The sequence below is a fragment of the Mesorhizobium sp. WSM4836 genome (assembly GCF_055811815.1).
In genome coordinates this window covers 171104-195205 of sequence record NZ_JBVVQF010000005.1, presented here as the reverse complement: position 1 = coordinate 195205, position 24102 = coordinate 171104, and the positions used below count along the sequence as shown (strand labels likewise).

The 24102-nt window shown below is 63.1% G+C and carries 27 protein-coding genes; 13 read left to right on the top strand and 14 right to left on the bottom strand.

From position 1 onward, the window contains the following. Positions 1-33: 33 nt before the first annotated feature. The 5 genes from AC0L2P_RS08700 to AC0L2P_RS08680 all read left to right on the top strand — a co-directional run bounded on the left by AC0L2P_RS08700 (position 34) and on the right by AC0L2P_RS08680 (position 4886). Positions 34-1323 (top strand): ABC transporter substrate-binding protein, encoded by a 1290-nt coding sequence (locus AC0L2P_RS08700; protein ID WP_023716671.1) that lies wholly within the window; start codon positions 34-36, stop codon positions 1321-1323. A 240-nt stretch (positions 1324-1563) separates the two neighbouring features. Then, positions 1564-2478: an ABC transporter permease gene (locus AC0L2P_RS08695; RefSeq protein WP_473500812.1), complete on the top strand. Its 915-nt coding sequence runs from the start codon at positions 1564-1566 to the stop codon at positions 2476-2478. A gap of 4 nt (positions 2479-2482) precedes the next feature. After that, positions 2483-3301: an ABC transporter permease gene (locus AC0L2P_RS08690; protein ID WP_473500810.1), complete on the top strand. Its 819-nt coding sequence runs from the start codon at positions 2483-2485 to the stop codon at positions 3299-3301. A gap of 2 nt (positions 3302-3303) precedes the next feature. Then, positions 3304-4044 (top strand): aspartate/glutamate racemase family protein, encoded by a 741-nt coding sequence (locus tag AC0L2P_RS08685; RefSeq protein ID WP_473500809.1) that lies wholly within the window; start codon positions 3304-3306, stop codon positions 4042-4044. Positions 4045-4049: 5 nt separating this feature from the next. Further along, positions 4050-4886: a GNAT family N-acetyltransferase gene (locus AC0L2P_RS08680; protein WP_473500807.1), complete on the top strand. Its 837-nt coding sequence runs from the start codon at positions 4050-4052 to the stop codon at positions 4884-4886. A 47-nt stretch (positions 4887-4933) separates the two neighbouring features. On the opposite strand, the gene AC0L2P_RS08675 is transcribed toward AC0L2P_RS08680, so the two are convergent. The 6 genes from AC0L2P_RS08675 to AC0L2P_RS08650 form a co-directional block, all read right to left on the bottom strand. Continuing rightward, positions 4934-5080, bottom strand: a complete 147-nt coding sequence (locus tag AC0L2P_RS08675) for a hypothetical protein (RefSeq protein WP_023716676.1) — start codon at positions 5078-5080, stop codon at positions 4934-4936. A 110-nt stretch (positions 5081-5190) separates the two neighbouring features. After that, a complete protein-coding gene (locus AC0L2P_RS08670; RefSeq protein WP_473500805.1) occupies positions 5191-6489 on the bottom strand; it encodes an NAD(P)/FAD-dependent oxidoreductase in 1299 nt (432 codons plus the stop codon). After that, a complete protein-coding gene (locus AC0L2P_RS08665) occupies positions 6486-7469 on the bottom strand; it encodes a branched-chain amino acid ABC transporter permease (protein WP_473500974.1) in 984 nt (327 codons plus the stop codon). The genes AC0L2P_RS08670 and AC0L2P_RS08665 overlap by 4 nt, the downstream gene beginning before the upstream one ends. Beyond that, complete coding sequence (locus tag AC0L2P_RS08660; RefSeq protein ID WP_473500803.1) at positions 7466-8374, bottom strand: branched-chain amino acid ABC transporter permease; 909 nt, start codon at positions 8372-8374, stop codon at positions 7466-7468. The genes AC0L2P_RS08665 and AC0L2P_RS08660 overlap by 4 nt, the downstream gene beginning before the upstream one ends. Next, positions 8371-9120, bottom strand: a complete 750-nt coding sequence (locus AC0L2P_RS08655) for an ABC transporter ATP-binding protein (RefSeq protein WP_473500802.1) — start codon at positions 9118-9120, stop codon at positions 8371-8373. The genes AC0L2P_RS08660 and AC0L2P_RS08655 overlap by 4 nt, the downstream gene beginning before the upstream one ends. Continuing rightward, positions 9117-9914 carry an ABC transporter ATP-binding protein gene (locus tag AC0L2P_RS08650; RefSeq protein ID WP_473500801.1) on the bottom strand — a complete coding sequence of 266 codons (798 nt, stop codon included), beginning with the start codon at positions 9912-9914 and terminating at the stop codon, positions 9117-9119. The genes AC0L2P_RS08655 and AC0L2P_RS08650 overlap by 4 nt, the downstream gene beginning before the upstream one ends. Before the next feature lie 126 nt (positions 9915-10040). Between AC0L2P_RS08650 and AC0L2P_RS08645 the strand changes: the two genes are divergently transcribed. From AC0L2P_RS08645 to AC0L2P_RS08620, 6 genes are read left to right on the top strand one after another with little or no spacing between them, the layout of a single operon-like run. After that, entirely contained in the window at positions 10041-10778 is a 738-nt protein-coding gene (locus AC0L2P_RS08645) for a GntR family transcriptional regulator (RefSeq protein WP_473500800.1), read from the top strand. Further along, on the top strand, positions 10775-11263 hold the full coding sequence (locus AC0L2P_RS08640) for a DUF3830 family protein (RefSeq protein WP_473500799.1): 489 nt from the start codon (positions 10775-10777) through the stop codon (positions 11261-11263). The genes AC0L2P_RS08645 and AC0L2P_RS08640 overlap by 4 nt, the downstream gene beginning before the upstream one ends. Next, positions 11264-11623 carry a TIGR04076 family protein gene (locus AC0L2P_RS08635; protein ID WP_473500798.1) on the top strand — a complete coding sequence of 120 codons (360 nt, stop codon included), beginning with the start codon at positions 11264-11266 and terminating at the stop codon, positions 11621-11623. Beyond that, the gene (locus AC0L2P_RS08630) at positions 11620-12675 is read left to right on the top strand and encodes an aldo/keto reductase (RefSeq protein WP_473500797.1); all 1056 of its coding nucleotides are present in this window, start codon (positions 11620-11622) and stop codon (positions 12673-12675) included. The genes AC0L2P_RS08635 and AC0L2P_RS08630 overlap by 4 nt, the downstream gene beginning before the upstream one ends. Positions 12676-12683: 8 nt before the next feature. Then, positions 12684-13112, top strand: coding sequence for a DUF4440 domain-containing protein (locus tag AC0L2P_RS08625; RefSeq protein WP_473500796.1), 429 nt, complete (start codon positions 12684-12686; stop codon positions 13110-13112). A 48-nt stretch (positions 13113-13160) separates the two neighbouring features. Then, positions 13161-14420: an ABC transporter substrate-binding protein gene (locus AC0L2P_RS08620; protein WP_473500795.1), complete on the top strand. Its 1260-nt coding sequence runs from the start codon at positions 13161-13163 to the stop codon at positions 14418-14420. Between the two features lie 75 nt (positions 14421-14495). Here the strand turns inward: AC0L2P_RS08620 and AC0L2P_RS08615 are convergent, their stop codons facing one another. The 3 genes from AC0L2P_RS08615 to AC0L2P_RS08605 all read right to left on the bottom strand — a co-directional run bounded on the left by AC0L2P_RS08615 (position 14496) and on the right by AC0L2P_RS08605 (position 16641). Beyond that, positions 14496-15413, bottom strand: coding sequence for a sigma-70 family RNA polymerase sigma factor (locus AC0L2P_RS08615; protein ID WP_473500794.1), 918 nt, complete (start codon positions 15411-15413; stop codon positions 14496-14498). Between the two features lie 9 nt (positions 15414-15422). Then, positions 15423-15962 carry a dihydrofolate reductase family protein gene (locus tag AC0L2P_RS08610; protein ID WP_473500793.1) on the bottom strand — a complete coding sequence of 180 codons (540 nt, stop codon included), beginning with the start codon at positions 15960-15962 and terminating at the stop codon, positions 15423-15425. 139 nt (positions 15963-16101) lie between these two features. After that, positions 16102-16641 (bottom strand): Lrp/AsnC family transcriptional regulator, encoded by a 540-nt coding sequence (locus tag AC0L2P_RS08605; RefSeq protein ID WP_473500792.1) that lies wholly within the window; start codon positions 16639-16641, stop codon positions 16102-16104. Between the two features lie 48 nt (positions 16642-16689). On the opposite strand from AC0L2P_RS08605, the gene AC0L2P_RS08600 reads away from it, so the two are divergent. Beyond that, positions 16690-17871: an MFS transporter gene (locus tag AC0L2P_RS08600; protein WP_473500791.1), complete on the top strand. Its 1182-nt coding sequence runs from the start codon at positions 16690-16692 to the stop codon at positions 17869-17871. Positions 17872-17920: 49 nt separating this feature from the next. Then, entirely contained in the window at positions 17921-18349 is a 429-nt protein-coding gene (locus AC0L2P_RS08595; RefSeq protein WP_473500790.1) for a GNAT family N-acetyltransferase, read from the top strand. Here the strand turns inward: AC0L2P_RS08595 and AC0L2P_RS08590 are convergent, their stop codons facing one another. The 5 genes from AC0L2P_RS08590 to AC0L2P_RS08570 form a co-directional block, all read right to left on the bottom strand. After that, positions 18350-19474: an anhydro-N-acetylmuramic acid kinase gene (locus tag AC0L2P_RS08590; protein ID WP_473500789.1), complete on the bottom strand. Its 1125-nt coding sequence runs from the start codon at positions 19472-19474 to the stop codon at positions 18350-18352. Between the two features lie 5 nt (positions 19475-19479). Further along, a complete protein-coding gene (locus AC0L2P_RS08585) occupies positions 19480-20481 on the bottom strand; it encodes a serine hydrolase domain-containing protein (protein WP_473500787.1) in 1002 nt (333 codons plus the stop codon). 69 nt (positions 20482-20550) lie between these two features. Continuing rightward, positions 20551-22299 (bottom strand): ABC transporter ATP-binding protein, encoded by a 1749-nt coding sequence (locus tag AC0L2P_RS08580; protein ID WP_473500786.1) that lies wholly within the window; start codon positions 22297-22299, stop codon positions 20551-20553. Further along, the gene (locus tag AC0L2P_RS08575) at positions 22296-23135 is read right to left on the bottom strand and encodes an ABC transporter permease (protein ID WP_473500785.1); all 840 of its coding nucleotides are present in this window, start codon (positions 23133-23135) and stop codon (positions 22296-22298) included. The genes AC0L2P_RS08580 and AC0L2P_RS08575 overlap by 4 nt, the downstream gene beginning before the upstream one ends. After that, complete coding sequence (locus AC0L2P_RS08570; protein WP_473500784.1) at positions 23135-24094, bottom strand: ABC transporter permease; 960 nt, start codon at positions 24092-24094, stop codon at positions 23135-23137. The genes AC0L2P_RS08575 and AC0L2P_RS08570 overlap by 1 nt, the downstream gene beginning before the upstream one ends. Positions 24095-24102 lie beyond the last annotated feature (8 nt).

Below are 24102 nucleotides of genomic sequence, written 5' to 3'. Positions count from 1 at the left end.
CCAGCATAACCAACCAAAACAGGGGAACTTAACATGACCAACACCACCGACAAGAAGACTGGAATATCGCGACGTTCACTGCTCAAGACAGGCGCCGCCGCCGTCGGTTTTGCCGCCGGTTCCGGCGCCATATCAGGCTTTCCGACCATCTGGGCGCAATCGAACATCACGCTGCGCCAGTTCGGCACCGGCGTGTCCAACCTCAATGCCATCGCCGACAAGTGCAAAGCCGATCTCGGTATCACGCTGGAGATGACGGCAACCGACTCCGACGCCGCCGCGCAGCGCGCCGTGACGCAGCCCGACAGCTACGACATCGCCGACATCGAATACTGGATCTGCAAGAAGGTGTTCCCGACAGGCGTCCTGCAGCCGATGGATGTCACCAAGCTGAAATATTACGACGAGCTGGTGCCGCTGTTCAAAACCGGCAAGCTGACGCCGGACAGCGTCATCGCCCAGGGCACCGCCCCGCACACGGTCGGTTACGTCGAGGCGCAGGACAGCAAGGTTTTCGCCAAGGCGCCGACCAATTGGTTCACCATGGTGCCGACGATCTACAATGCCGATACGCTCGGTATCCGCCCCGACCTCGTCGGCCGTGACATCACCACCTGGGCCGACATCATGGATCCGGCCTTCAAGGGCAAGACCGCCATCCTTAACATCCCGTCGATCGGCATCATGGACGCGGCGATGATCATGGAAGCCACCGGCAATATCAAATACGCCGACAAGGGCAACATGACCAAGGAGGAGATCGACAAGACGATCGACTTCCTAATCAAGGCCAAGCAGGACGGCCAGTTCCGCGCCTTCTGGAAGTCCTTCGACGAAAGCGTCAACCTGATGGCTTCAGGCGAAGTGGTGATCCAGTCGATGTGGTCGCCGGCCGTGGCCGCAGTCCGCTCCAAGGGCATCGCGTGCCGGTTCCAGCCGCTCAAGGAAGGCTACCGGTCCTGGGGTGGCGGGCTTGGCCTGGCAGCCCATCTCTCCGGCGCCGAACTCGATGCCGCCTACGAATACATCAACTGGTACACGTCCGGCTGGGTGGGCGGCTATCTCAACCGCCAGGGCTACTACTCAGCCAACATGGTGTCGGCCAAGAAGTTCATGTCCGAGGACGAGTGGGGCTACTGGATCGAAGGCAAGCCGGCAAAGGGCGATATCCTGTCGCCGGACGGCAAGGTCATGGAAAAGGCCGGCGCCGTGCGTGACGGCGGCTCGTTCGAAGAGCGCATGGGCAAAGTCGCCTGCTGGAACTCGGTCATGGACGAGGACCGCTACATGGTAAAGCGCTGGAACGAGTTCATCGCTGCTTGATGCAAGGCAGGCGATAACTGCGATGTTGCATTCCTTCGCGCCCCCCTCTGTCCTGCCGGACATCTCCCCCACTTGGGGGGAGATTGGCCGTCGCCTCTGCTTTCGCCAATCTCCAACGTCGCAAGAAGAGGCGCCAACAGCGAAGCTGCCAATCTCTCCCCTTGTGGGGGAGATGTCCGGCAGGACAGAGGTGGGCGCGAAGGATCACAGCCCGGCAAAATACCACCGAGGCTTTTCCAGATGACAGTGGCACTCGATCAGCCCGCATCTTCCGCCGCAGCCAAGCCCGCCAGACGCCGTCGATGCTCTATCGGTGCCATCGCACCCTACCTCCAGGCGGCACCGCTGGCGCTGATCCTCGGCGCGTTCCTCCTGCTGCCGATCTTGATGATCGCCGTGGTCTCATTCTGGGACTATGATTTCGCGGCGATGTACCCGGATTTCCTGACCACCAACTACGCCGATACGCTCGGCTCGTGGGTTACCTGGAAGACCTATCTAAATACGCTGAAATACGCCGCCATCGTCTGGGCGCTGACGCTGTTCATCGGTTTCTGGGTCGCCTATTTCCTCGCCTTCCACATCAGGACCACGGCCATGCAGATGGTGCTGTTCCTTGTCTGCACGGTGCCGTTCCTGACCTCCAACATCATCCGCATGATCTCGTGGATTCCGGTGCTTGGACGCAATGGCCTGGTCAACTCGACGCTGGTGCAGATGGGGCTGGTCCCGAAGCCGATCGAATGGCTGCTCTATTCCGAATTCGCCGTGGTTCTGGCCATGGTGCATCTCTACACGCTGTTCATGGTGACGCCGATCTTCAACACGCTAATGCGAATCGACAAGTCGTTGATCGAGGCCGCACGCGACGCTGGCGCGTCCGGCTGGCAGGTTCTGTGGAACGTCGTCATTCCGCTCGCCAAGCCCGGCATGGCGATCGGCACCATCTTCGTCGTCACCCTGGTGATGGCCGACTTTTCGACGGTGCAGGTGATGTCCGGCGGGCAGAGCGCTTCCGTCGCGCTGATGATGAAGAACCAGATGTCGCTGCTGCAATATCCGGCCGCCGCCGCCAACGCCGTCGTGCTCTTGGTACTGGTGCTGTTGATGGTCGCGGGCATCCTGCGCATCATCGACATCCGCAAGGAGCTGTGAGGCGATGAGCCACGACAAGCGCACCCTTGAATTCTATGTGCTGGCGGCGTTCTTCGCGCTTTTCGTGCTGTTCCTCTACGGCCCGCTTTCGGCGATCCTGATCCTCTCTTTCCAGGGCGAGAATGGCGGTCTGACATTTCCGCTGAACGGCGTTTCGCTGCACTGGTTCGCCAATTTGTTCGAGCGCCAGGCGGTCGGCGATTTCGGCGGCAGTTTCAAACGCTCGCTCATCCTTGGCCTTATGGTGATGGTGGTGACTGTTGTCGTGTCGCTGCTTGCCGGTCTGGCCTTCCGGCAGAAATTTCGCGGCGCAACCGCATTGTTTTATCTGGCCGTCGCCAGCCTCGTCGTGCCGTCGATCATCATCAGCCTCGGCATTGGCGTCGTCTTCCAGCAGATCGGCTTCCGCCCCGCCTGGTACACGTCCGCTTTCGGCGCCCATCTGACCTGGACCTTGCCGTTCGGCGTGCTGATCATGTTTGCTGTCTTCAACCGGTTCTCACCGGCCTATGAGGAAGCCGCGCGGGATCTCGGAGCATCGTCGTGGCAGACCTTCGCCCATGTCGTGCTGCCGATGATCGCGCCCAGCCTGATCGGTGTCGGCCTGTTCGGCTTCACTCTGTCTTACGACGAGTTCGCCCGCACGCTGATGACCTCGGGCACATTCAACACGCTGCCGCTCGAAATCTACGGCATGACGACGAACGTGACGACACCGGTGCTCTATGCGCTGGGCACCGTGACGACCGTGTTTTCCTTCCTGGTGATCCTGCTGACGCTCGGCGCAATCGTCTATGTCGGCCGCCGCGCCGAGCGTGCCTGACAGTGCACATCCTCGTCGTCAATCCAAACACCACCGCCAGCATGACCGAGACCATTGCGGCGGCGGCCCGATCGGTCGCTGCTCAATCGACGGAAATCGTCGCCATCACCTCGACGATGGGCCCGGTTTCGATCGAAGGCTATTACGATGAAGCGCTGGCCGTGCCGGGCCTGCTGGTCGAGATCGCTGCCGGGGAGCGCTCAGGCGCACAAGCCGCGATCATTGCCTGTTTCGACGACACCGGCCTCGATGCCGCGCGCGCCATGGCCAACATTCCGGTCATCGGCATCTGCGAGGCAGCGCTCAGCACGGCCTCGTTCATCGCCCAGCGCTTCACCGTCGTCACCACCACCGGGCGCTCGCGCGTGCCGGTCGAAGGGCTGGTGCAGCGCTATGGGATGGCGGCGCGCGCGCGCGTGCGCGCTGCCGATATCCCGGTTCTTGCCCTCGAAGATCCGGCGTCCGACGCACGCCTCAAGCTGCGCGACGAGATTGCGCGCGCCATCGAGCAGGATCGCGCCGAGGCGATCGTGCTCGGCTGTGCCGGCATGGCGGATCTGGCGGCGGCGCTGCAGCGGGAATTCGGGCTTCCAGTCATCGACGGCGTCGGCGCTGCCGTGAAACAGGCCGAGGCTTTGATCGCGCTCGGACTGACGACATCCAAGCGCGGCGCCTATGCAAGCCCATTGGCAAAGCCCTATCATGGCGCGCTGAAATCCTTCGCGCCTGGTGCCGCCGAGTGATCGCAATGCCCCGAACGATCCGAACGCTCGCACTTGAAGAAGTGCAAACCCTTGTCGATTGGGCGGCGGGGGAAGGCTGGAACCCCGGCCTCAACGATCCCGCGCTGTTCCAGGCAGCCGACCCGCAGGGCTTCATCGGCGCCTTTGTCGACGCCGAACTGGCGGCCGGCATTTCGGCCGTTGCGTATGGCGACGATTTCGGCTTCATCGGCCTCTATATCTGCCGGCCGGACAGGCGTGGCCAAGGCCACGGCAAGGCAGTCTGGGATGCCGGCATGGCGCGGCTCGGCAAACGCACAATCGGCCTCGACGGTGTTGTCGAACAGCAGGCCAACTACCGCAGCATGGGTTTTGCGCCGGTCTACCGGACGATCCGGTTCATGGGGTCACCGAATGTCCCGGCAGCCGCCGGCAGTGAGATTCGCGCCATAGGGCCGGAAATCGTGCCGGACATACTGGACTATGACCGCCGCTTCTTTCCCGGCCCGAGGCGATCCTTCCTGGAACATTGGCTGCGCCCGCCGCATATCGCGCTTGCGATCCTCAAGCACGGCGCCATTGCGGGATACGGCGTCGCGCGCCAATGCCGGGACGGCTGCAAGATCGGTCCGCTCTTTGCCGACGATCTGGACGCGGCAAGCCATCTCTTCACCGCGCTCGCGCACATGTCCGGTCCCGGAAACCTGCATCTCGACGTTCCCGAGACCAGCGGGCAATTTGCAGCTTTGCTGTCGTCCGCCGGCCTTCAACCGGGCTTCGAGACGGCTCGAATGTACAAGGGAAGGGCGCCGCAGCTCATGCAGTCCGGGGTTTTTGCGATAACGACGCTGGAGCTTGGCTGAAACGGTGCAAGCCGACTTCTACTGCGCAAAGTCCGGCAATACGTGGTCTATTTTTCCTGAACTGAGATGCCGGAATCGTCGATACGAAGTTCCACGCCTTTCGGCTTAGTCTCCTCGCGATAGACGTAAATGCCCAAGGCAATGACGGCGACGACCAAAGCGCCGATGATGAGATAAAGATAGTTCTGCTTCATCCGCTGTCGTTAACAACATGATTTGAGCGAGTCTAGCAGTTCGAGATCAGGACAGCGGACGGACACGCATGATCAGCCCCGGTAATCCCTAAGCGCGCGGCGAGGGCGAGCTAGCCTGCCTCGTCCAGCCGGTCGCGCAGCATGCTCCAGGGGAGCAACACGTTTGGCGCATGCCGCATCAGGCTATGGAACGGGATTGGCGACGGCGGCGCAAACGGCAGCGGCAAATCCTGAGGCTTTGTTCCATCAGCCCAATCCGCAAGCACCTTGCCCATGGCAGTGGTCATGGCGATTCCGCGCCCATTACAGGCAAAGCCCGCGATCAGGCCGGGGCCGAGATCGACGAGGTGTGGCAGGAAGTCGGGCTCGACGGCAGCCATCCCCGACCAGCTATATTCAAGCGGCGGGATGTCCGGGAGATCGAGATGCGCAGCAAGCCGTCGCCAGATCGCCCGCGGCACCCGCGTGTCGGCACCGGGGCCAAAAACATGCATGCCGCCGGTTATCAGCCTGTTTTCGCCGTCGAAGCGGAAGGTGAAAAGATTGCGTCTGGTGTCGCCGACGCCTTGCCCGCCCGGAAGCAACCGGGTGCGTATTTCGCGCGGCAGCGGCGCTGTCGCGATCTGGAAGATTTTCAGCGGGAAATAGGTTCGCTGCAGCGCGCGATCCAGCGCCCCGCCATAGGCGTTGGTGGCGACCAGCACCTTTCCTGCGCGTACCGAACCGGAGGCCGTCTTCAAAGCCCAGCCATCGCCTAGGTGATCGATCGACGCGACACGCGTATGCTCGAAGATGCGCGCGCCGGCTTTTTCCGCCGCGTCGGCCAATCCGCGCGCATATTCGACCGGATTGAGGACACCGCCCGACCTGTCAATCCAGCCACCTAGATAACCGCGAACGCCGGTCAGCTCTTCGACCGCCTGTCTATCCAGCGCAACAGCCGGCCTTCCGCGTCGTGCCCATTGCGCGGCGCGCGATCTGGTCTTTTGCAATGCGGCCGGTGAATGGGCTGGTTGTATCCAGCCGCTCTGGACGGCATCGCATTCGATGGCATGCCGCCTGATCAGGTCGAAGACGAGGTCGGAGCTGTCGGTGGCGAACCCGACAAGGCGTTCGCCGCGTTCGGGCCCGAGCTGGGCAATGATATCGTCGGGGTCTCTTTTCGCGAAATTCGGCACGACAAAACCGGCGTTCCTGCCAGTCGCGCCCCAGGCGATGATTTCGGCTTCGAGGACGGCGACCGAGATGCCTTTCTCGGCGCTGTGCAGCGCGGTGGAAAGGCCTGAAAATCCGCCGCCGATAATTGCCAGATCGACATCGAGTGCACCTTCGAGCGCCGGCCGGTCGCGGCGGTTGCGGCCAACGGCGTGCCATAGCGAAAGGCTGCGGGGCACGGCAACACTGCTCATGACCTTGCAGCGCTCTCGTCCGGAGCCGCTTTCGCAGCCTTACCGAACCTTGGACGCCGCGGCCTGTCGCCGAACAGGCCGTTCGGCCTGACCAGCAGGATGACGCACAGCATCACGCCGATCGCCACGATCTGCAGCGAAGCGGCGCGTGCCTGCTGTTCCGGCGAGAACAACACGCTGGTCAAGGCTCCCGATCCGGCCCATATCGCCCAGACCAGGATGCTGCCGATGACGGCGCCGATGTTGCTGCCCGAGCCGCCGACGATCAGCATCACCCAGACCTGGAAAGTCAGCGCCGGCAAGTAATTGTCCGGAGCGATGAAGCCAGTGAAATGCGCCTGCAACGCGCCGGCCAGTGCCATGATGGCACCGCCCACGGCGAAGGCCTGGACACGGTAGAAACGTGCGCTTTTACCTAGGGATATCGCGGCCCGCTCATCCTCGCGAAGCGCCTTCAACACGCGCCCCCACGGGCTGCGCGACAGATGCTCCAGCGCGAGATAGACGATCAGCGTCACCACCGAGACGATCGCAAGGTTCGAAAGGTTGAACAGCAACGGCGTTTCGGCAAGACCGCCGAAGGGACGCGGAATGAAGCCGATGCCGAACGGGCCGCCGGTCAGCTTCTGGGCGTTGAGCGCCACCAGCTGCACGACGACGGCGACGCCGAAAGTAGTGATCGCCAGATAGTCCGATCTCAGGCGCAGCGTGGCGATGCCGGTAATGGCGGCCGCGACGCCGCCAACGACCATTGCACCGAGCCAGCCGACAAGGATAGGCAGACCGAAGCCGCCCAGTCGCGCGGCATCGTCGGGCGTGGTCAGCAACGCCGAGGTGTAGGCGCCGATGGCAACGAAGCCGGCGACCCCGACATTGAAAAGCCCGGTCAGCCCCCATTGCAGGTTGAGCCCGAGCGTGATGAGCGAAAAGATCAGCGCGTTGGTCAGGAAGAAGGCGCCGTAGCCGAACAGATCCATCAGCGTTCCCTCACTCCGAAAAGGCCGATGGGCCGCACGAACAGCACCGCCATCAGGATGATGAACGAGACGGCCGCCCGCCATTCGGCGCCGATCAATTGCACGGCACCCGCTTCGGCCAGACCGATGATCAGGCCGCCGAGAACGGCGCCAGGCACGCTGCCGATGCCGCCGAGGATGGCGGCCGCGAACATCGGCAGCAGCATCTCGAAACCCATGAATGGGCGGATCTGGATGAGAATGCCGATCATGACGCCGGCGACGCAGGCCAGCGCTCCGCCGATGATCCAGGTGACGCGCACGACCTTGGCGACGTCGATGCCGACAATGCGGGCAAGTGCTGCGTTCTGGCTCAACGCCTGCATCGAGCGGCCGGTCTGGGTCCGCGTCATCAGGAGATGCACACCGAGCACCAGAACGGCGGTCAGCAGCAGCAGCGCGATCTGGTCCGGGGTAATGCGAATGCCGAAGCCGACCGGCATGGCGATCTGGATCGCCCGGCTGAAGTAGGTCGGCCGCGAGCTGAAGATGAATTCGAGCAGGCTTCTCAGCGCCATCGAGGCGCCGAAGCTCGCCATCACCACGATGATCGCCTGGCCCTTGGCCCGTAGCCGCGCGAACAGCATCATGTCGAGTGCCAGCGCCAGCAGGCCGGTGGCCGCCATGCCGATGATGAGCGCGACGATCAGCGGCCAACCGAAGGAGAGGGGCGCGATCGGCGCGATCTTGCCGAACATCGCGCCAATGGCGCCAACCACGGCCAGCGTCGCATAGGCGCCCCAGGCCATGAAGTCGCCATGGGCGAAGTTCGAGAAGCGCAGGATCGAATAGGTGAGTGTCACGCCGATGGCGCCGAGGCCGATCATCGAGCCTGCCAGCAGCCCGTCGACGACGAATTGCAGGTTCATGTCGCGCCTCCTTTCCCAAGATCGGGGCGGCGCTGGCCAAGGTAGAGCTCGGCGACGACAGGATCGTTCCAGAGCTCGGAGGCGATGCCCTGGTGCCGGTCCTTGCCCTCGACCAGCACGTAGGCGCGGTCGCCGATCGTAAGCGCTGCCTTGGCGTTCTGTTCGACCAGCAGAATGGTGACGCCGGATTTGCGAATACCGGCCAGCATCTCGAACACCATCGCCACGAATTTCGGCGACAGGCCGGCCAACGGTTCGTCGAGCACCAGCACCTTGGGATGGACGATCAACGCACGGGCGACGGCCAGCATCTGCCGCTGTCCACCCGACAGATTGCCCGCGGCCGTTCTGCGCTGACGGGCGAGATCGGGAAAGGCCGCATACATTTCCTCGATGCGGGCGGGGACCTCGCGCGGCCTCAGGATGCCGCAGGCGACCCTGAGATTGTCCTCGACCGACATCAGCGGGAAGATGTTTTCTGTCTGTGGCACGAAGGCAAGGCCAAGGCGGACCATGGTGTGGGCGGGCGACGCCGTGATATCCTTGCCGTCCAGCAGAACCGTGCCGCCGGTGATCGGGACAAGGCCGGCGATGGCTTTGATAAGGCTCGACTTGCCGGCGCCGTTGGGACCGAGAACGACGACGATCTCGCCCTGGTCGACGGTGATCGAAGCGCCGCGCACGATCGGAACGCCGGGCTCGTAGCCGGCTTCAAGGTCGCGGACATCGAGTACCCTTTGTCTCATGCCGCGCCCCCGAGATAGGCCTCGATGACGCGCGGGTCGCGCGCCACTTCGTCCGGAGTGCCTTCGCACAGAAGCTGGCCGCTCGCCATGACCAGCACGCGGTGGCAAAGCCGCGTCACCATGTCGATATTGTGCTCGATCAGCAGGAAGGTGATGCCGCGCGCATTGATGTCGCGGATGCGGTCGATGATGATCTCGAGCAGGGTTGCGTTGACCCCGGCCGCCGGCTCGTCGAGCAGGATGATCGCCGGGTCGGCCATCATGACGCGGGCCAGCTCGAGCAGCTTGCGCTGGCCGCCTGAAAGCACGCGCGCCGGCTCGTGCGCGAGGCGAGCAAGCGTGACGAGCTCGAGCAGTTCGACGGCTCTTGTCTCGGCAGCCCTTTCTTCGGCAGCGACCCGCCGGGGCATCAGGAAATTGGCGAGCAGTTTTTCTCCGGCCTGCCCTTGCGCGGCCAGCATGACGTTTTCGATCAGCGTCAGGTTAGGCAAGGGCCGGGGGATCTGGAACGTGCGGCCAAGGCCGCGGCCGATGCGGCGATGGGCTGCTTCCCCCGACACCGATACGCCGTTGAGGAGGATTTCGCCGCTGGTCGGCAGAATGCTGCCGGCGAGCAGGTCGAACATCGTGGTCTTGCCGGCGCCGTTCGGGCCGAGAAGGCCAAGTATTTCGCCTGGCCGGACGTCGAACGAGACATTGTTGACCGCGACCAGGCCGCCGAAGCGTCTGAGGACATTCCTGGCCGTGAGGACCGGCGTGCGGATCTCCTCCTGCCGTTCCGTCGTGTCGCTCATCAATCCCTCTGGCCGAAAAGCGATCTTCGTCGCCTATGATTTGATTTGTGATCACACTTGCTTTGATCACGCTATTCGGCTTTAATTTCTTCCGCAAGCCGAAAACGGCCAAGACCGGGATTGCCCATGCAGAAGGCCGCCATCGAAAAGAATAATGAGGTGATCGCAGCCCAGCTTACGCCGGTCGGCCGCGAGACCGTGCAGGATCGCGTCTATTCGGAGCTGCGCCGCGCCTTGATCGGCGGCCTTTTCGAGCCGAGCCAAGTTCTGACCATTCGCGGCCTCGCCGACGCGCTGGTCACCAGCACCATGCCGGTGCGCGAGGCGCTCGGACGGCTGATCACTGAGAAGGCGCTGGAGGCGCTTCCCAACCGCTCGGTTCGCGTGCCGCCGATCACGCTGGAGCGCATCGACGACCTCTTGCGGGCTCGCTCCCTGATCGAGGGTGAAGCGATCGCCCTGGCCGCCGCGCGCATGAACGCGCGCCAGATTGCCTCGGTCGAAGCCATGCTCGGCGAGTGGGACGAGATGCGGGCGCTGGAGCACAAGAAGGATATCGACCGCGAGGCGACGCTCAACCAGAGCTTCCACTTCGAGATCTACCGATGCTGCGGTTCCGCCGTGCTGATCCCGATGATCGAGAGCCTGTGGTTGCAATCCGGGCCTTGCATCCGTGTTGCCATCTACGCCTTCTCCGACGCCGGCGAGGTCGATACGGCCCACTACCACCGCAGCATCGTCGCAGCGCTTTCAAGGCAGGATGCGCAAGCGGCGCGCGAGGCTCTGGTGGCCGACATCAGCCGGCCCTTCGCCTTTCTGCGCGACAAGCTCCAGTCCGCAAGCAAGGAAGGATTGAGGGCATGACGGCGCCTGGCATCAGCATCACCGAGCCACGCTCGAAGCTGTCCGTGACTGCGCTGCTGTTGCCTGAAAAGGCGCCCGAAAACGCCGCCTTCCTGCTGGCCTATCTCGAGCAGCCGCGCGTCGTTGCCGGCATCCATGCGATGTGGACGGGGCCTGAGATTTCCTGCCCGGTTCCGTCAGCCGATCTTGAGGGCCAAACCTATGCCAGGCCCTTGCCGGCGGAGAACGCAACGCTGACGCCGCAGCCGGGCGACATCGTGTTATCCTACGTGCCGCCGCGCATGTGGGGCGGCAACCCGGATGCCATCTTTGACGTCGGCCTGTTCTACGGAGCGGGTGCACGCCTGCTGTTCCCGATCGGCTGGCTTGCCGGAAGCGTCGTCGCGCAGGTGGTGCCTGAGGAGCGCGATAAATTCGCAGCCGCTTGTGGCGTGATCCGCCGCAACGGTGCCTGCGACATCACCTTTACCCGGGTGGATATCTGAATGGCTGAGAGCGACGACAGTTTTGAACTCTTCGACCTTCGCGTCGAGGCGGTCATTCCTGAGGGCAAGCCGATCTATTGCGGCGCCAAATCAGGTGATTATTTCGAGCTCAAGGGTGAGATACTGTCGATGCCGGCGGGGCAGGGTTTTTCGATCTATTCCATCGCGGCTGTGTTGCCGCTTCTAGCAGCAAAGCAGCGCCCGACCCACAGGAACGACTGGATGACATCGGATGCGGAGATCGCTTGTCCCGATCCCAATTGCGCCAGCCGGCTGCGGATCATCAGGACCGGCAAGCGGCGGTTCAGCCATGCCGAAACGACGGCGGTGCCGCTGCCCAGGAAGAGTGACCAGAGATGACTGCGAAGGCATTCGAGCTCAGCCCCGGCTATGTGATCTCGCGCGTCATTCGCGGCGGCTGGCAGCTTGCCGGCGGGCACGGCGCGATCGACCGCCAACAGGCGGTAACCGACTTGATCGCCACCTTCGACGCCGGCATCAGGACCTATGATTGCGCCGATATCTATACCGGCGTCGAAGAGCTGATCGGCGCAGCGCGCCTGCGCCTTGCCAATGAGCGTGGCCTCGACGCTGCCGCCAAGATGAAGGTGCACACCAAGCTGGTGCCTGACCTCGAACGGCTTTCCACGATGACCCGCGACTACATCAGCAGCATCGTCGACCAGTCGCTGCGGCGCTTGAAGACTGAGCGGCTCGATCTTGTGCAGTTCCATTGGTGGGACTATTCGGTGCCCCGCTATGTCGATGCGATGGGCTGGCTCGACGAAATCCGCAGGGAAGGCAAGGTGCGCAACATCGGCGCCACGAACTTCGACACGCCGCGGCTGGCCGAGATCCTGGCCGCAGGTGTGCCGCTGGTCAGCCAGCAATTGCAATATTCGGTGCTCGACCAGCGGCCGGCCAACAGCCTTGCAGCACTCGCCAGCCAGCATGGCGTCAGTTTCCTCTGCTACGGTTCGGTGGCGGGCGGCTTCCTCAGCGAAAAATGGCTTGGCGTTACCGAGCCGCAAACGCCGCTCGAAAACCGGTCGCTGGTCAAATACAAGCTGATCATCGATGATTTCGGCGGCTGGGAGCTTTTCCAGGAGCTGCTTCGCACACTGAAGACCGTCGCCGACCGCCACGGCGTCGATATCGCCACCATCGCCAGCGCCTGGGTGCTGGAACAGCCGCAAGTGGCGGCCGTCATCGTCGGCGCCCGCAACCAGGCGCACGCCCTTGCCAATGCCAGAATCATGGACGTCGCGCTTAATGCTGAGGATCGGGCGCGGATCGCCGCCGTGATCGCGCAAAGCCGCGGCCCCACGGGCGATGTCTACACATTGGAACGCGACCGTCACGGCCGCCACGGCTCGATCATGCATTACAATTTGAATGCAGGCAGGAAATGAGTGCGGCCATGGATGAGAAGCCTTCCTTGCTTTCCCGCGCCAGCGCCGAGGTGGTCGGTCTCCACCGCTCCTTCGTCGACTGGTTCAATGCGGCGAGTGCGAACGATGCAGATTTCAACCGCTTCGAACGCGTCATGGGCCAAGGCTTCCAGATGGTCGCACCGGACGGCCAGCTCCTCGATCGTGACGCGGTGCTCAACCATATCAGGGCAAGCCGCGCCACCTGTGACGGCGATTTCACCATCTCGATCGAGGATATCCGGGCTGGGTGGCAACAAGGCGACACGATCGTCGTCAGCTACATCGAAGCGCAGCAGCGCGCCGGCAAGCACAGCCGCCGCCGCTCGAGTGCCGTTTTCACCACCAGTTCATCGGCGCCCAACGGCGTCGAATGGCGACATCTGCATGAAACCTGGCTGCAGATGCCTGAAGGCTGAACAGGCTCAAGACATCAATGAGAGTCGTGTAACGAAAGGGGAACAACAATGAAAAAGACCATACTTCAGATCACCACCGCGCTCGCTCTGCTGACAGCGGCCGGCGCAGCGCACGCCGCCGATTGCAAGATCACCGTCGGCCTCGTCATGGAACTGACAGGCCCGGCCGGCGAGTACGGCCAGGCAGGCGCCAAATCGGTCGAGATGGCATTCCGCGACATCAACGATGCTGGCGGCGTGCGCGGCTGCGATCTCGCGACCGACACGCGCGACAGCCAGAGCCAGGGCAACATCGCGGTCGACGCTGCGACGCAGCTCGTGCAGGTCAAGAAGGTGCCGGTGATCATCGGCGGCATCATCTCTTCGGTGTCGATCCCGATCCTGACCTCGGTCACCGCTCCGGCCAAGATCGTCCAGGTCTCGCCAGCCTCTTCGTCGCCGACGCTGACGGCGCTCGGACGCGACGGCAAGACCAACGGCATTTTCTTCCGCACCATCACCTCGGACGCACTGCAAGGCGTCGCCGCCGCCAAATACGCCATGGACAAGGGTTTCAAGAAGCTGTCGGTCATCCACGTCAACAACGACTTCGGCGTTAACATGGTGGCGGAATTCTCACGCGCCTATAAGGCGCTCGGCGGCACCATCGTCTCCGACACGCCCTACAATGAAAAGCAGTCGAGCTATGCCTCGGAAGTGACCGCGGCAATGGCCGGTGAACCGGACGGGCTTTATCTCGTCAGCACACCTGTCGACGGCGCAACCATCGCCCGTACCTGGATTTCGCAGGGCGGTGTCCAGAAATTCCTGCTCAATGACGGCATGAACAGTCCGGACTTCATCGAATCCGTCGGCGCCGACTATTTGAAGGACGCCTATGGCACGTCCTCGGGCACCAGCCCGACCGCATCGACCGAATATTTCACCAAGAACTACAAGGAATTTTCGGGCATCGAACCTTCGAACCCGGCGGCCGACCGATCGTATGATGCCGGCGCTATTGTCGGCTTGGCCATCGCCATTGCCGGCTCCGAGGATCCGGCCAAGATCAAGGATGCGATGTACAAGGCAGTCGACCCGGCCGGCACGCCGATCTATGCCGGCAAGGACGAGTTCGCCAAGGCGCTCGGCCTGATCAAGGAGGGCAAGCCGATCCGCTACGAAGGCGTCATCGGTCCGGTCGCCTTCGATAAGTATGGCGACATCACCGGCCCGTTCCGGCTCTGGAAGATCGTCGACGGCAAGGTGACGACCGACGGCGAAATGACGACGGATGACGTCAACGCCTTGCAGGCGAAGCTTCAGTAGATTGCCTATGTCTTGTCCGGCATCGATCCCATTCCATTGAGGTTGATGCCGGACACTTGCAGGTCCTGCTGCCGCTTAGGCCGGCCCGCAAATGACCACCGAACCAGCCGTCGGCATGATCCAGGGGCAGGCATAGTAATCGGTGATGCGATTTATGATCCCGCCGGCGGCTTCGATCCGAACCGGATGGGCAGGCTTCCAACCGTCTTCGCCATGGTGGAGCACGAGCAGCACCGCCTCGCCATCAATCTCGCCAATCGCTATTTTCCAGGCCGTCGAGGCTCTTTCGTATTCGACGAAGTAAGGTGATTCCGACAGCCTGCCCTTGAAGCAATCCGCGACCCGCAATTGTGCGTCGGCGCTGGTCAGCGCCCGTACGCCGTCCCAGTCGCGGCGGTTGAACAGTTCGACATAGCGCCTGAGCAATTCCAGAAGTTCCGGATCGCTTTGGCGCTCCGAACGGACGATTGGCTCGCCCGACAAGGCGGCCAATTTCGAGCGGCCACGGCTCAACGCAGCTTTGACGCCACCCACTGTCGAGCCGACGAGATCGGCGATCTCTTCCAGCGAATAGTCGAAGACATCCTTGAGCAGGACACAGGCGCGTTCCTTGGGCGGCAGGTGGATCACCAGCCGTTCGATCGCGCGATCGGCGCCCTGGCCCGCCGGCTCGACCGGCAGGATGATCTCGTCCTCGGCGAAATTGGCCTCAGCCTGCTGGCGCACCTGCCGGCTTCGCAGGAAATCGATGCAGCGATTATGCGCAATGCGAAACAGCCAGGGGCGAAGGGCGCTCGCATCGTCCAGCTTCTCGATCTTCCGATACGCCTCGAACAAGGCTTCCTGCATGACGTCTTCGGCGTCGAGCGCCGAACCGGTCATGCGTGCGCAGTAGCGGTGCAGCCGTCCACGCAAATGCGCGACCGTCTCCAGAAAGCCGGCGTAGCGGACGTCGAAAAGCCCGGTCGGGTCAAGTCTTGGCTGCATCTTCATGGTACACGATCACAGCGGGACATAGGTCAGCGTAATGACCCCGTTCTTGAAACGGTGCGTATCTATAAGCTCCAGCTTGACCAGGGACGGGTCGACATCCTGGAAAGCGCGTTTGCCACGGCCGACACGGATCGGCACGATCGAGAGCTGATACTCGTCGACAAGCCTGTTGGCGAGCAGAGTCTGGTCGAGATTGCTCACTCCATACTTCAATATGTTGTCGCCGGCCTGTTGCTTGATCCTGGCAATTTCGGCAGCGACGTCGCCTTCGATCAGCGACGCGTTCCAGCTCACCTCCTTGAGGCTGCGCGACGCGACGAGCTTCTTCAGCCCGTTCATGCGGTCCATGTACTTGCTGCCTTTGACCTGCGGCCAACGCGCCGAAAACATTTCATAGGTGACGCGGCCGAGCAGGAAGAAATCCGCCTCGCTGGCCTTTTCATAGGAGTGCTCCGTCATCTCCTCGTCGAAGAAGGGCGAGGCCCATTCCATTGGCGCCTCGATGACGCCGTCCAGCGAAATGAAGCTGCCCACGATCAATTTTCTCATCGCGTGTCTCCGGTTGCGCAATAGACATCCGTCGGACCCAAGGAACCGGCGAAAACGAAACCGGCCCGCGGATGACCACAGGATGCAGTGCCTAAGACGTCTCCGGTTCGACTTTGGATACGCGTGAGGATCGTTTGAGTTAATAGAGCGGCTTGGCCATGTGCCGGGGCGTCGGCCATTCCGTCGTAATCCCCGGCTGCACCGGCCGCTCCAGATAGGTCGACAGCACCACGTAGCTTCGCGTCGAAGTGACGCCGGGTGTTTCGTAGAGGCGCGACAGCAGGCCTTCGAGCGCCCGCGTGTCCTCGGTACGGACCTTGATCAGCATGCAAGTGTCGCCGGCCACCGAATGGATCTCCTCGACTTCGGGATGTTCGGAAATCGCCATCAGCTCCGGCGTCTTGCCCCACCCCTTGGTGTCGATATGGACGAAGGCGAGCAGCGGCTTGTGCACCGCCTTTGGATCGATGATTGCCGCGGTGTTGCGGATGGCGCCGTTCCGCCGCAGGCGCTTGACGCGTTCATGGACTGCCGGCGGCGAAAGGCCGACGCGGTCGCCGAGCTCGGCATAGCTGATCGTGGCGTCGTCGACCAGAACGCCTAATATTTTTCGGTCGGTTGCATCAATATCGCGGGCGGCAGGTCTGTTCTGCGGAATGCCATCTGTTTCTTCATCCATGTGGATATTCCTTATTGATACAGAATTTAATACGGCCATTATTGCCATATGTCGAACACTGATCAAGTCGCCACATTCGCAGCGGCCGCCAAGCCGCCAATCCCGGCACTCGCTTACCTGCTGACCGGGTGCATTGCCGTGATCGGCTCGAACTCGCTGGTGCTCGGTCCGATCGCACCGGCCGTGGCCGCGTCGTTCGGCACAAGCGTGCCGGCGGTTATGATCGCGTCCGCCGCGTTCGGGCTCGGTACGTCGGCAAGCGCCTTGTTCCTGGCGCGCTACATCGACCGGCTCGGCGCCCGCCGCATGCTGCAAGGGGCCTTGCTGCTGCTGGCAATTGCGCTCGTCGCCAGCGCCGCTGCGCCGACAGTGACGGGGGTGGTCGCGGCCCAGCTGCTCGCCGGCATCGCTGCAGGTGTCGCCATGCCGGCAATCTACGCCAGCTCCGCCGCGATTGCGCCACCCGGTCGTGAAAGCGGCACCATAGGCGTCGTGCTGACCGGGTGGACGCTGAGCATGGTCGCCGGCGTTTCGCTGTCGGCCGTACTTGCCGATCTGGTGCATTGGCGCGCCGTTTTCGCGGCGGTCGCGGTGCTCGCAGCACTCGCATTGGCCAGCCTGTCTCTGACGTCGCTCAGCGACGTCAGGAAGAGCGGTCCGGCGCCGACGCCACTGAGCGCCTTGGGCGTTCCCGGCATAGTGCCGCTTCTGGTTGCCTGCGCCGCCTTCATGACCGCGTTCTACGGTGTCTATGGCTATCTTGGCGATCACCTTCACAATGGCCTGGGACGGCCGGTCAGTGCCAACGGGCTGGCCGCACTCGCCTATGGCGTTGGCTTCGGCACGGCCGCACTTCTTGACGGCGTTATCGACTGCCTGGGCGCGCGGCGTGTCATGCCGTTTGCCTACCTGCTCGTCGCGGCCGTCTATGTCGCGATTGCCGCCGCGAGCAGTAGTTTCCATCTGACCATAGCGATGATAGCCGTCTGGGGCCTTGCCAATCATTTCGGGCTGAACGTCCTGGTGATGCGCCTCTCGGCGCTCGATCCTGCGCGCCGCGGCACTATCATGGGATTGAACAGCGCGGTGACCTATCTCGCGGTGTTCGTCGGCACCACGGCGTTCGGACCGCTTTATTCCACATTCGGTTTTGCGGCATCGGCGGTGGTTGCAGCTTTGCTCATGCTGATCGCGGCTGCGGCAGCGGCGTGGCGTTCGCCGAAGCTATAGCGCAGCAAGGCTTGCGTCTCGGTTCGGTCCTTCGATAGATGCTCGTTGGATGGACAATACAACGCTTGAGACAACCGCCGATCCCTTGCCGCATGAGCTGGCTTTTCTCGGAGAGCGGCTTACGGCGTTCAACGACAGTGATGTCGGTGCCTCCGGCAGGAAGACACTGGCCGTGTTCGCGCGCGATGAGCACGGCGCTATTGTCGCCGGCATCTCAGGATACACCGCCTGGGGCTGGCTCTATGTGCAATGGCTCTGGGTCGATGAGCGGCTGCGCGGGCAGCGCATGGCCGGCCGGATGCTCGAGGCAGCCGAGAGGGAGGCAATGGCGCGCGGCTGTCACGGCGCCTGGATCGACACGTTCAATCCCAAGGCCGCCAAGGCCTATGAGCGCCAGGGCTATCTGCCATTCGGCGTGCTTGCCGATTTTCCCATCGGCCGCAGCCGCATCTTCCTGCAGAAGAGGTTGTTGGCTTGATTAGCCGGCAAGGCGTCCGCCACGCATCGGCTGTGGCACGCCGGTCGTGCTGGGGAAGCTGATCGGCAAGCCCCTGAGCACGCGCACCGCCAGGAAGGCAAAACACTCCGCCTCCACCGCATCGCCCTTCCAGCCGAGCGCCTCGGCCGGAACCGCTTCGACGCCGGCGCGGCTGGCAAGCATGGCCATGATCGTTGGGTTGTGTCGACCGCCACCGCTGACCACCAGCCGCTTCGGCCGGCGCGGCAGAAGATCGAGCGCCTTGCCGACCGCGGCCGCGGTGAAGGCCGTCAGCAGGGCAGCGCCATCCTCGGCATTCATCCCGTCCGCCATCGAGGCGCCGAAATCGAAACGGTCCAGCGATTTCGGATAGGGTTTAGTCAAGTAGGGGTGCTGCAGGAGCTTGGCCAGCCGTGCCTCGTCGACCGTCCCAACGCGAGCCAGCGCGCCGTCGCGGTCCATGTCGCCGAGCCCCTTCGATTTGATGAAATCGTTCAGTGGCGCGTTGGCGGGCCCGGTGTCGAAGGCAACGACATTGTTCTTGCCGTCCCACCAGGTGATGTTGGCGACGCCGCCGAGATTGAGCACTGCCGTGTCGCCGCCGGCGTCGGCCTCGCGCAAAAGCGCGGCGTGATAGGCGGCCGAGAGCGGCGCACCCTGGCCGCCGGCGCGCATGTCGGCCGAGCGGAAGTCATAGGCGACTTTGGTGCCCAGGATGGCATGCATCAGTTCGCCGTCGCCAAGCTGGCGGGTCTGGCCCAGTCGGCCCACTTCCGGGGCACGGTGCAGCACGGTCTGGCCATGAAAACCGACGACGTCGATATCGGCCATGGTCAGGCCGTGACTTTCGACAAGATCCTTGACCGCGGTGGATTGGGCGCGCGTCAGCGCCTCTTCTGCCTCATGGAAGATTGCCGGTTCCCGCCCGCTGAAATTCCAGCTCCTTGCCTGGCCAAGCGTCTCTTCCAGCAAGGTCCGGATCGACTGCGGGTAGGGGGCCAGCGTGTAGGTGCCGAAATCCGCGATCCGCTCGCCGTCGGTCTTGATCAGCGCGACGTCGATATTGCCGTCCAGCACAGTGCCGGTCATCAAGCCGACGGCCCACATTGGTTCGCTATTTACCATGATTGTCAGGCTCCGTTGACGAGATCGCCGACCGATTGCCGTAGAGATGCGATCCCGCTGTTGAAATGACGTGTCGGATGAATCCGATTGGTGAGCAAGGTCCATGCTCTGCCTTTGTCGAAGTCGATCCACAGCCCGGTGCCGGTGAAGCCGGTATGCCCGATGGTTTCGGGGCTACACAGCCGGCCGCCGGACCAGCCTTCGTAGGGCAGCTCCCAGCCATGGGTGCGGGTTGCCGACAAGGGCGTGCGCATCAGCGTTATCGAACGCTGCGACGCGCCGGTCCCGTCGAGCAGCCCTCGCGCAAAGTCGAGGACCGAAGCTGCCGTTCCGAACAGCCCGGCGTGACCGGCCCCTTGCAATGCCGAGCAATTGTCGTCGTGGACCTCGCCTGACAGCACGCGATGGCGCCATGTGCAGTCTTCGGTCGCCGCCGCTCGATCCGGTTCGGCGGAGAACGCGAAGCCTGGACCGGGATCCATGTGGCGAATGGTCTTGCCGGACAGGCGCTCCAGAACAAAGCCGAGCAGGATGAAGTTGATATCGGAATAGACCGGCTCCCCGGCCGGCCATTCGCGCTGCAGGACGAAAGCGCGCAACAGCTCGGGGTCGCGGCCGTAGGTGTAGATCGGCGCAACGGCGGGAAACGGTGTCTGATGGCCGAGGCACTGGCGAAAAGTCACCTTCCGTTCCCAGGCTCTTTCGTCATATTGGCGAAGGTCGGGCAGGACCGAAATCAGCGGTGCGTCGAGGTCGATGACGCCTTCTTCCGCCAGTGCCAGAATACGCGGCGTGGTGAAGGTGACTTTGGTCAGGGATGCCAGGTCGAACCATGTCCCGACATGCATCGGCCTTATCTTCGGCACGACTTGGGCTGAGCCGATTGCCCGGACGATGCGCTGACCGTCCCGGTCGACTATGCCGAGCACGCTGCCCGGAATGCGCGACGCAGCCACGGCCGCTTCGAGCGGGGCGAATGCGCAGTCGAAGAGATCATGGTCGATCAATTGCGGCCTCCGTCTGAAAGGCAGCGATGGGCTGTTCGTCTGACTCTGCATGCTTTCGGGTGATAATCATCACACGTCCACCCGTGCTCTATGATCCGGCCCGAATTGGTGCCAATTGGCCGGGCCCGGCTCAAATCCCAGCGGACGCACGAGCGAGGGGACCTGGCGCGTATCAATTTCGAAACGTTCATGCCGCCGGTCTATGGAGGGAACGGCCGCTATAAGCTGTTTGGTATAGGAGTGCTTCGGCTCCGACAGCACCGATCTGGCATCGCCGATCTCGACGATCTGGCCGGCATAGATGACCGCGATGCGATGGGCGATCCGCTCGACGACAGCCATGTCATGCGAGATGAACAGATAGGCCAGCCCGAATTCACGCTGCAGCTCGATCAAAAGCTCCAGCACCCTGGCCTGCACCGACACATCGAGCGCCGAAACCGCTTCGTCGAGGACGACAACCGAAGGATTGAGCATCAGCGCGCGAGCGATGCACAGGCGTTGCCGCTGGCCGCCGGAGAATTCGTGCGGATAGCGCTGCAGGCTGTTTTCCGGAAGGCCGACGCGTTTCAACAGCGCGGCCATTTTCGCCCGCGTTTCAGCAGTTGTCCGTCCGCCGGTAGCGATCACCGGCTCTGCGAGGATGCTTTCGACGGTGAGTTTGGGATTGAGCGAGCCATAGGGATTCTGGAACACCATCTGCACGGGAAGGGCGCTCTGCCCGGCGGCGGCCCTACGCGCGCTGGCCGAGATTGTGCCGCGCGTCGAGCGCACCAGCCCCAGAATCGCGCGGGCGGTGGTGGACTTTCCGGAACCGCTCTCGCCGACGACCGCCAATGTCTCGCCCGGCATCAGCTCGAAATCCACACCGTCCACGGCATGGACGGCACCGCTGGTACGGCTGAGAAAACCACCCTTGACTGGAAATCGCACCACGAGGTCACTGACCTTCAGCGCCGGCTCGGCAGCTTTTTGCTTTTCGCGTTGCGCGTCCCTGCGTGTCGCACTGCCGCCGCTGAAATGCGGCACCGCATGCAGCAGATGCCGCGTATAGGGATGCCGCGGATCGTCCAATATTTGGTTCAGCGCGCCCTGCTCGACAGCTTCTCCGCTTTGCATCACCATGATCTTGTCGGCGATGCCCGCAACCAGACCGATGTCGTGGGTGATGAAGATCATCGACATCCCGGTTTCCTGCTTCAACTCGGCGAGCAGCGCCATGATCTGCGCCTGCACCGTAACATCCAGCGCCGTCGTTGGCTCGTCGGCAATGAGCAGGCGCGGGTTGCACGCGAGCGCCATGGCGATCATCACCCGCTGCAGCATGCCGCCCGAAAGCTGGTTGGGCGTGTATTTCAGCCGCCGTGCAGCGTCGGGAATACGCACGCGGTCGAGCGCGTCCTTGGCCGCCGCCGTTGCTTGCCGGCCGGTCAGGCCGCGATGCAGGCGAAACGATTCCTCGATCTGCCTGCCGATGGTCAGCACCGGATTGAGCGAGGTCATCGGCTCCTGGAAGATCATGCCGATTTCGCCGCCGCGGATCTTCGTCAGTTGCGGCTCGGCCGCGGCGGTCAGGTCGAAGATGCTGTTGTCGGCCAGCCTGAGCTTGATCGAGCCCGCGGTGATGCGGCCGCCGCCATAATCGACGAGCCGATTGATCGACAGCGCGGTGACCGATTTGCCCGAGCCGCTTTCGCCGACGATGGCCAGCGTCTCGCCATCGGCGAGATCGAAGCTGACGCCGCGCACGACCTCATTGGCTGACGGCTTTCGGCCGAAGCCGACGCGCAATCCGCTGACGGACAGCAGCGGGATCATGCGATCGATCTCCGCATCTTCGGGTCGAGGACATCACGCAACGCATCGCCGAGCAGGTTGAAACCGAGGATGCTGATCATGATCGCCAAGCCCGGGAAGATCATCAGCCAGGGAGCTGTCTCCATCAGTTTGCGGCTGTCGCTCAGCATCAGGCCGAGCGACGCGGCGGGCGGCTGCGTGCCGAGCCCGAGGAAGCTTAAGCCGGCTTCGGTCAGCAGCGCCCAGGCCAGTGCCAGGGTCACCTGGACCGTCAGCGGTGCCACCAGATTGAGCAGAAGATGCCGTGTCACGATGTAGTTCGAGCTGCTGCCGAACGTGCGGGCCGCATCGACGAACTCGCGCGCCTTGAGCGACAGAGCCGGACCTCGCACGACGCGTGTGAAGATCGGCGTGTAAACGATGGCGATGGCAATGACGCTGGTCGAGGTTCCCGGTCCCGCAACCGCGACGATCAGCAGCGCCAGCAGGATCGCCGGGAACGCCAGCAGAACGTCCATGATGCGCATTACCAGGCCGTCCCAGCGGCGCCCGAACCAGGCTGCCGCTAGCCCAAGCACGGTGCCGGCCGATGTCGCGAAGGCGACCGAAAAGAAGGCCACGATGAAGGACTGGCCGATCCCGGTCATCAGCCGGCTTGCGACATCGCGGCCGAACAGGTCAGTGCCCATCCAGTAGGTGCTGTCAGGCGCATGCAGCCGCTCGACCCGGTGCTGCGTCAGTGGATTGTGCGGCGTCAGCCCCAGCATGCCAAGCACGGCAAGCAGCAGATAAAGCGCAACGATCGCACCGCCGATGCGGCCGCTGGGATGCGCAAGTATAGCTCGCAAGGTCGCCATCAGTGCTCGCTTAGCCGGATACGCGGGTCGAGCGCGACATAGGCGAGGTCGACGAGGAGATTGACGATCATGAAGTTGAAGGCGATGAACAGCGCGCTTCCCTGCACCAGCGCGTAGTCGCGCTGCAGGATGGCATCCAGCACCATGCGGCCGAGACCGGGCAGCGCAAATATCTGCTCGACGATGACTGCCCCGCCCAGGAGATAGCCGAACTCTATGCCGCTCAGCGTCACGACCGGGATGAGCGCGTTGGGCAAAGCATGCCGCCAGATGACGCGGCGCGCCGAGACGCCCTTGCTGCGCGCCGTCCTGACATAATCATCGCTGAGCACATCGAGCATCGCCGAACGCGATATGCGGGTCACCGAAGCTGCGAAGGCAAAGCCGAGTGTTACGGCAGGCAGGAACAGCTGGCTGAGATTGCGCAGCGGGTCCCGCCACAGCGGCGAAAACTCGCCCATCGCCGGCAAAACGCCAAACCCCGCCGACAGCGTGTAGATGATCAGCAGGGCAAGGACGAAGTTCGGCGTCGACTGGCCGATCATTGCGACAACGCGCACGCCGAGGTCGGAAAGCTTCTCATTGTGGGTGGCGGCAAAGATCCCGGCCGGCATGCCGACGACAAGGGCGATGATCATCGACAGCAGCGCAAGCTCCAGCGTCAGCGGGAAGCGTTCGAGGATGACGCCGAGCACCGGCCTGCCATACGTGGACGAAATGCCGAGATTACCTTGGAAAAGACCAAGCAGCCAGCGCCAGTACTGGATAAACCAGGGCTGGTCGATGCCGAAATAAGTTGCAAGCGCATCGCGCTGCTGCGGCGTCAGCAGGCCGGCTTCGGTCCCCAGCATTGCCGTGATCGAATCGCCCGGAACCATCCGGATCGCCAGGAACACCACGATGGACACGCCAAGCAGGACGAGAGGGAAGGTCGCCAGTCGCCGCATCAGATAGTTCACGCGAAGAA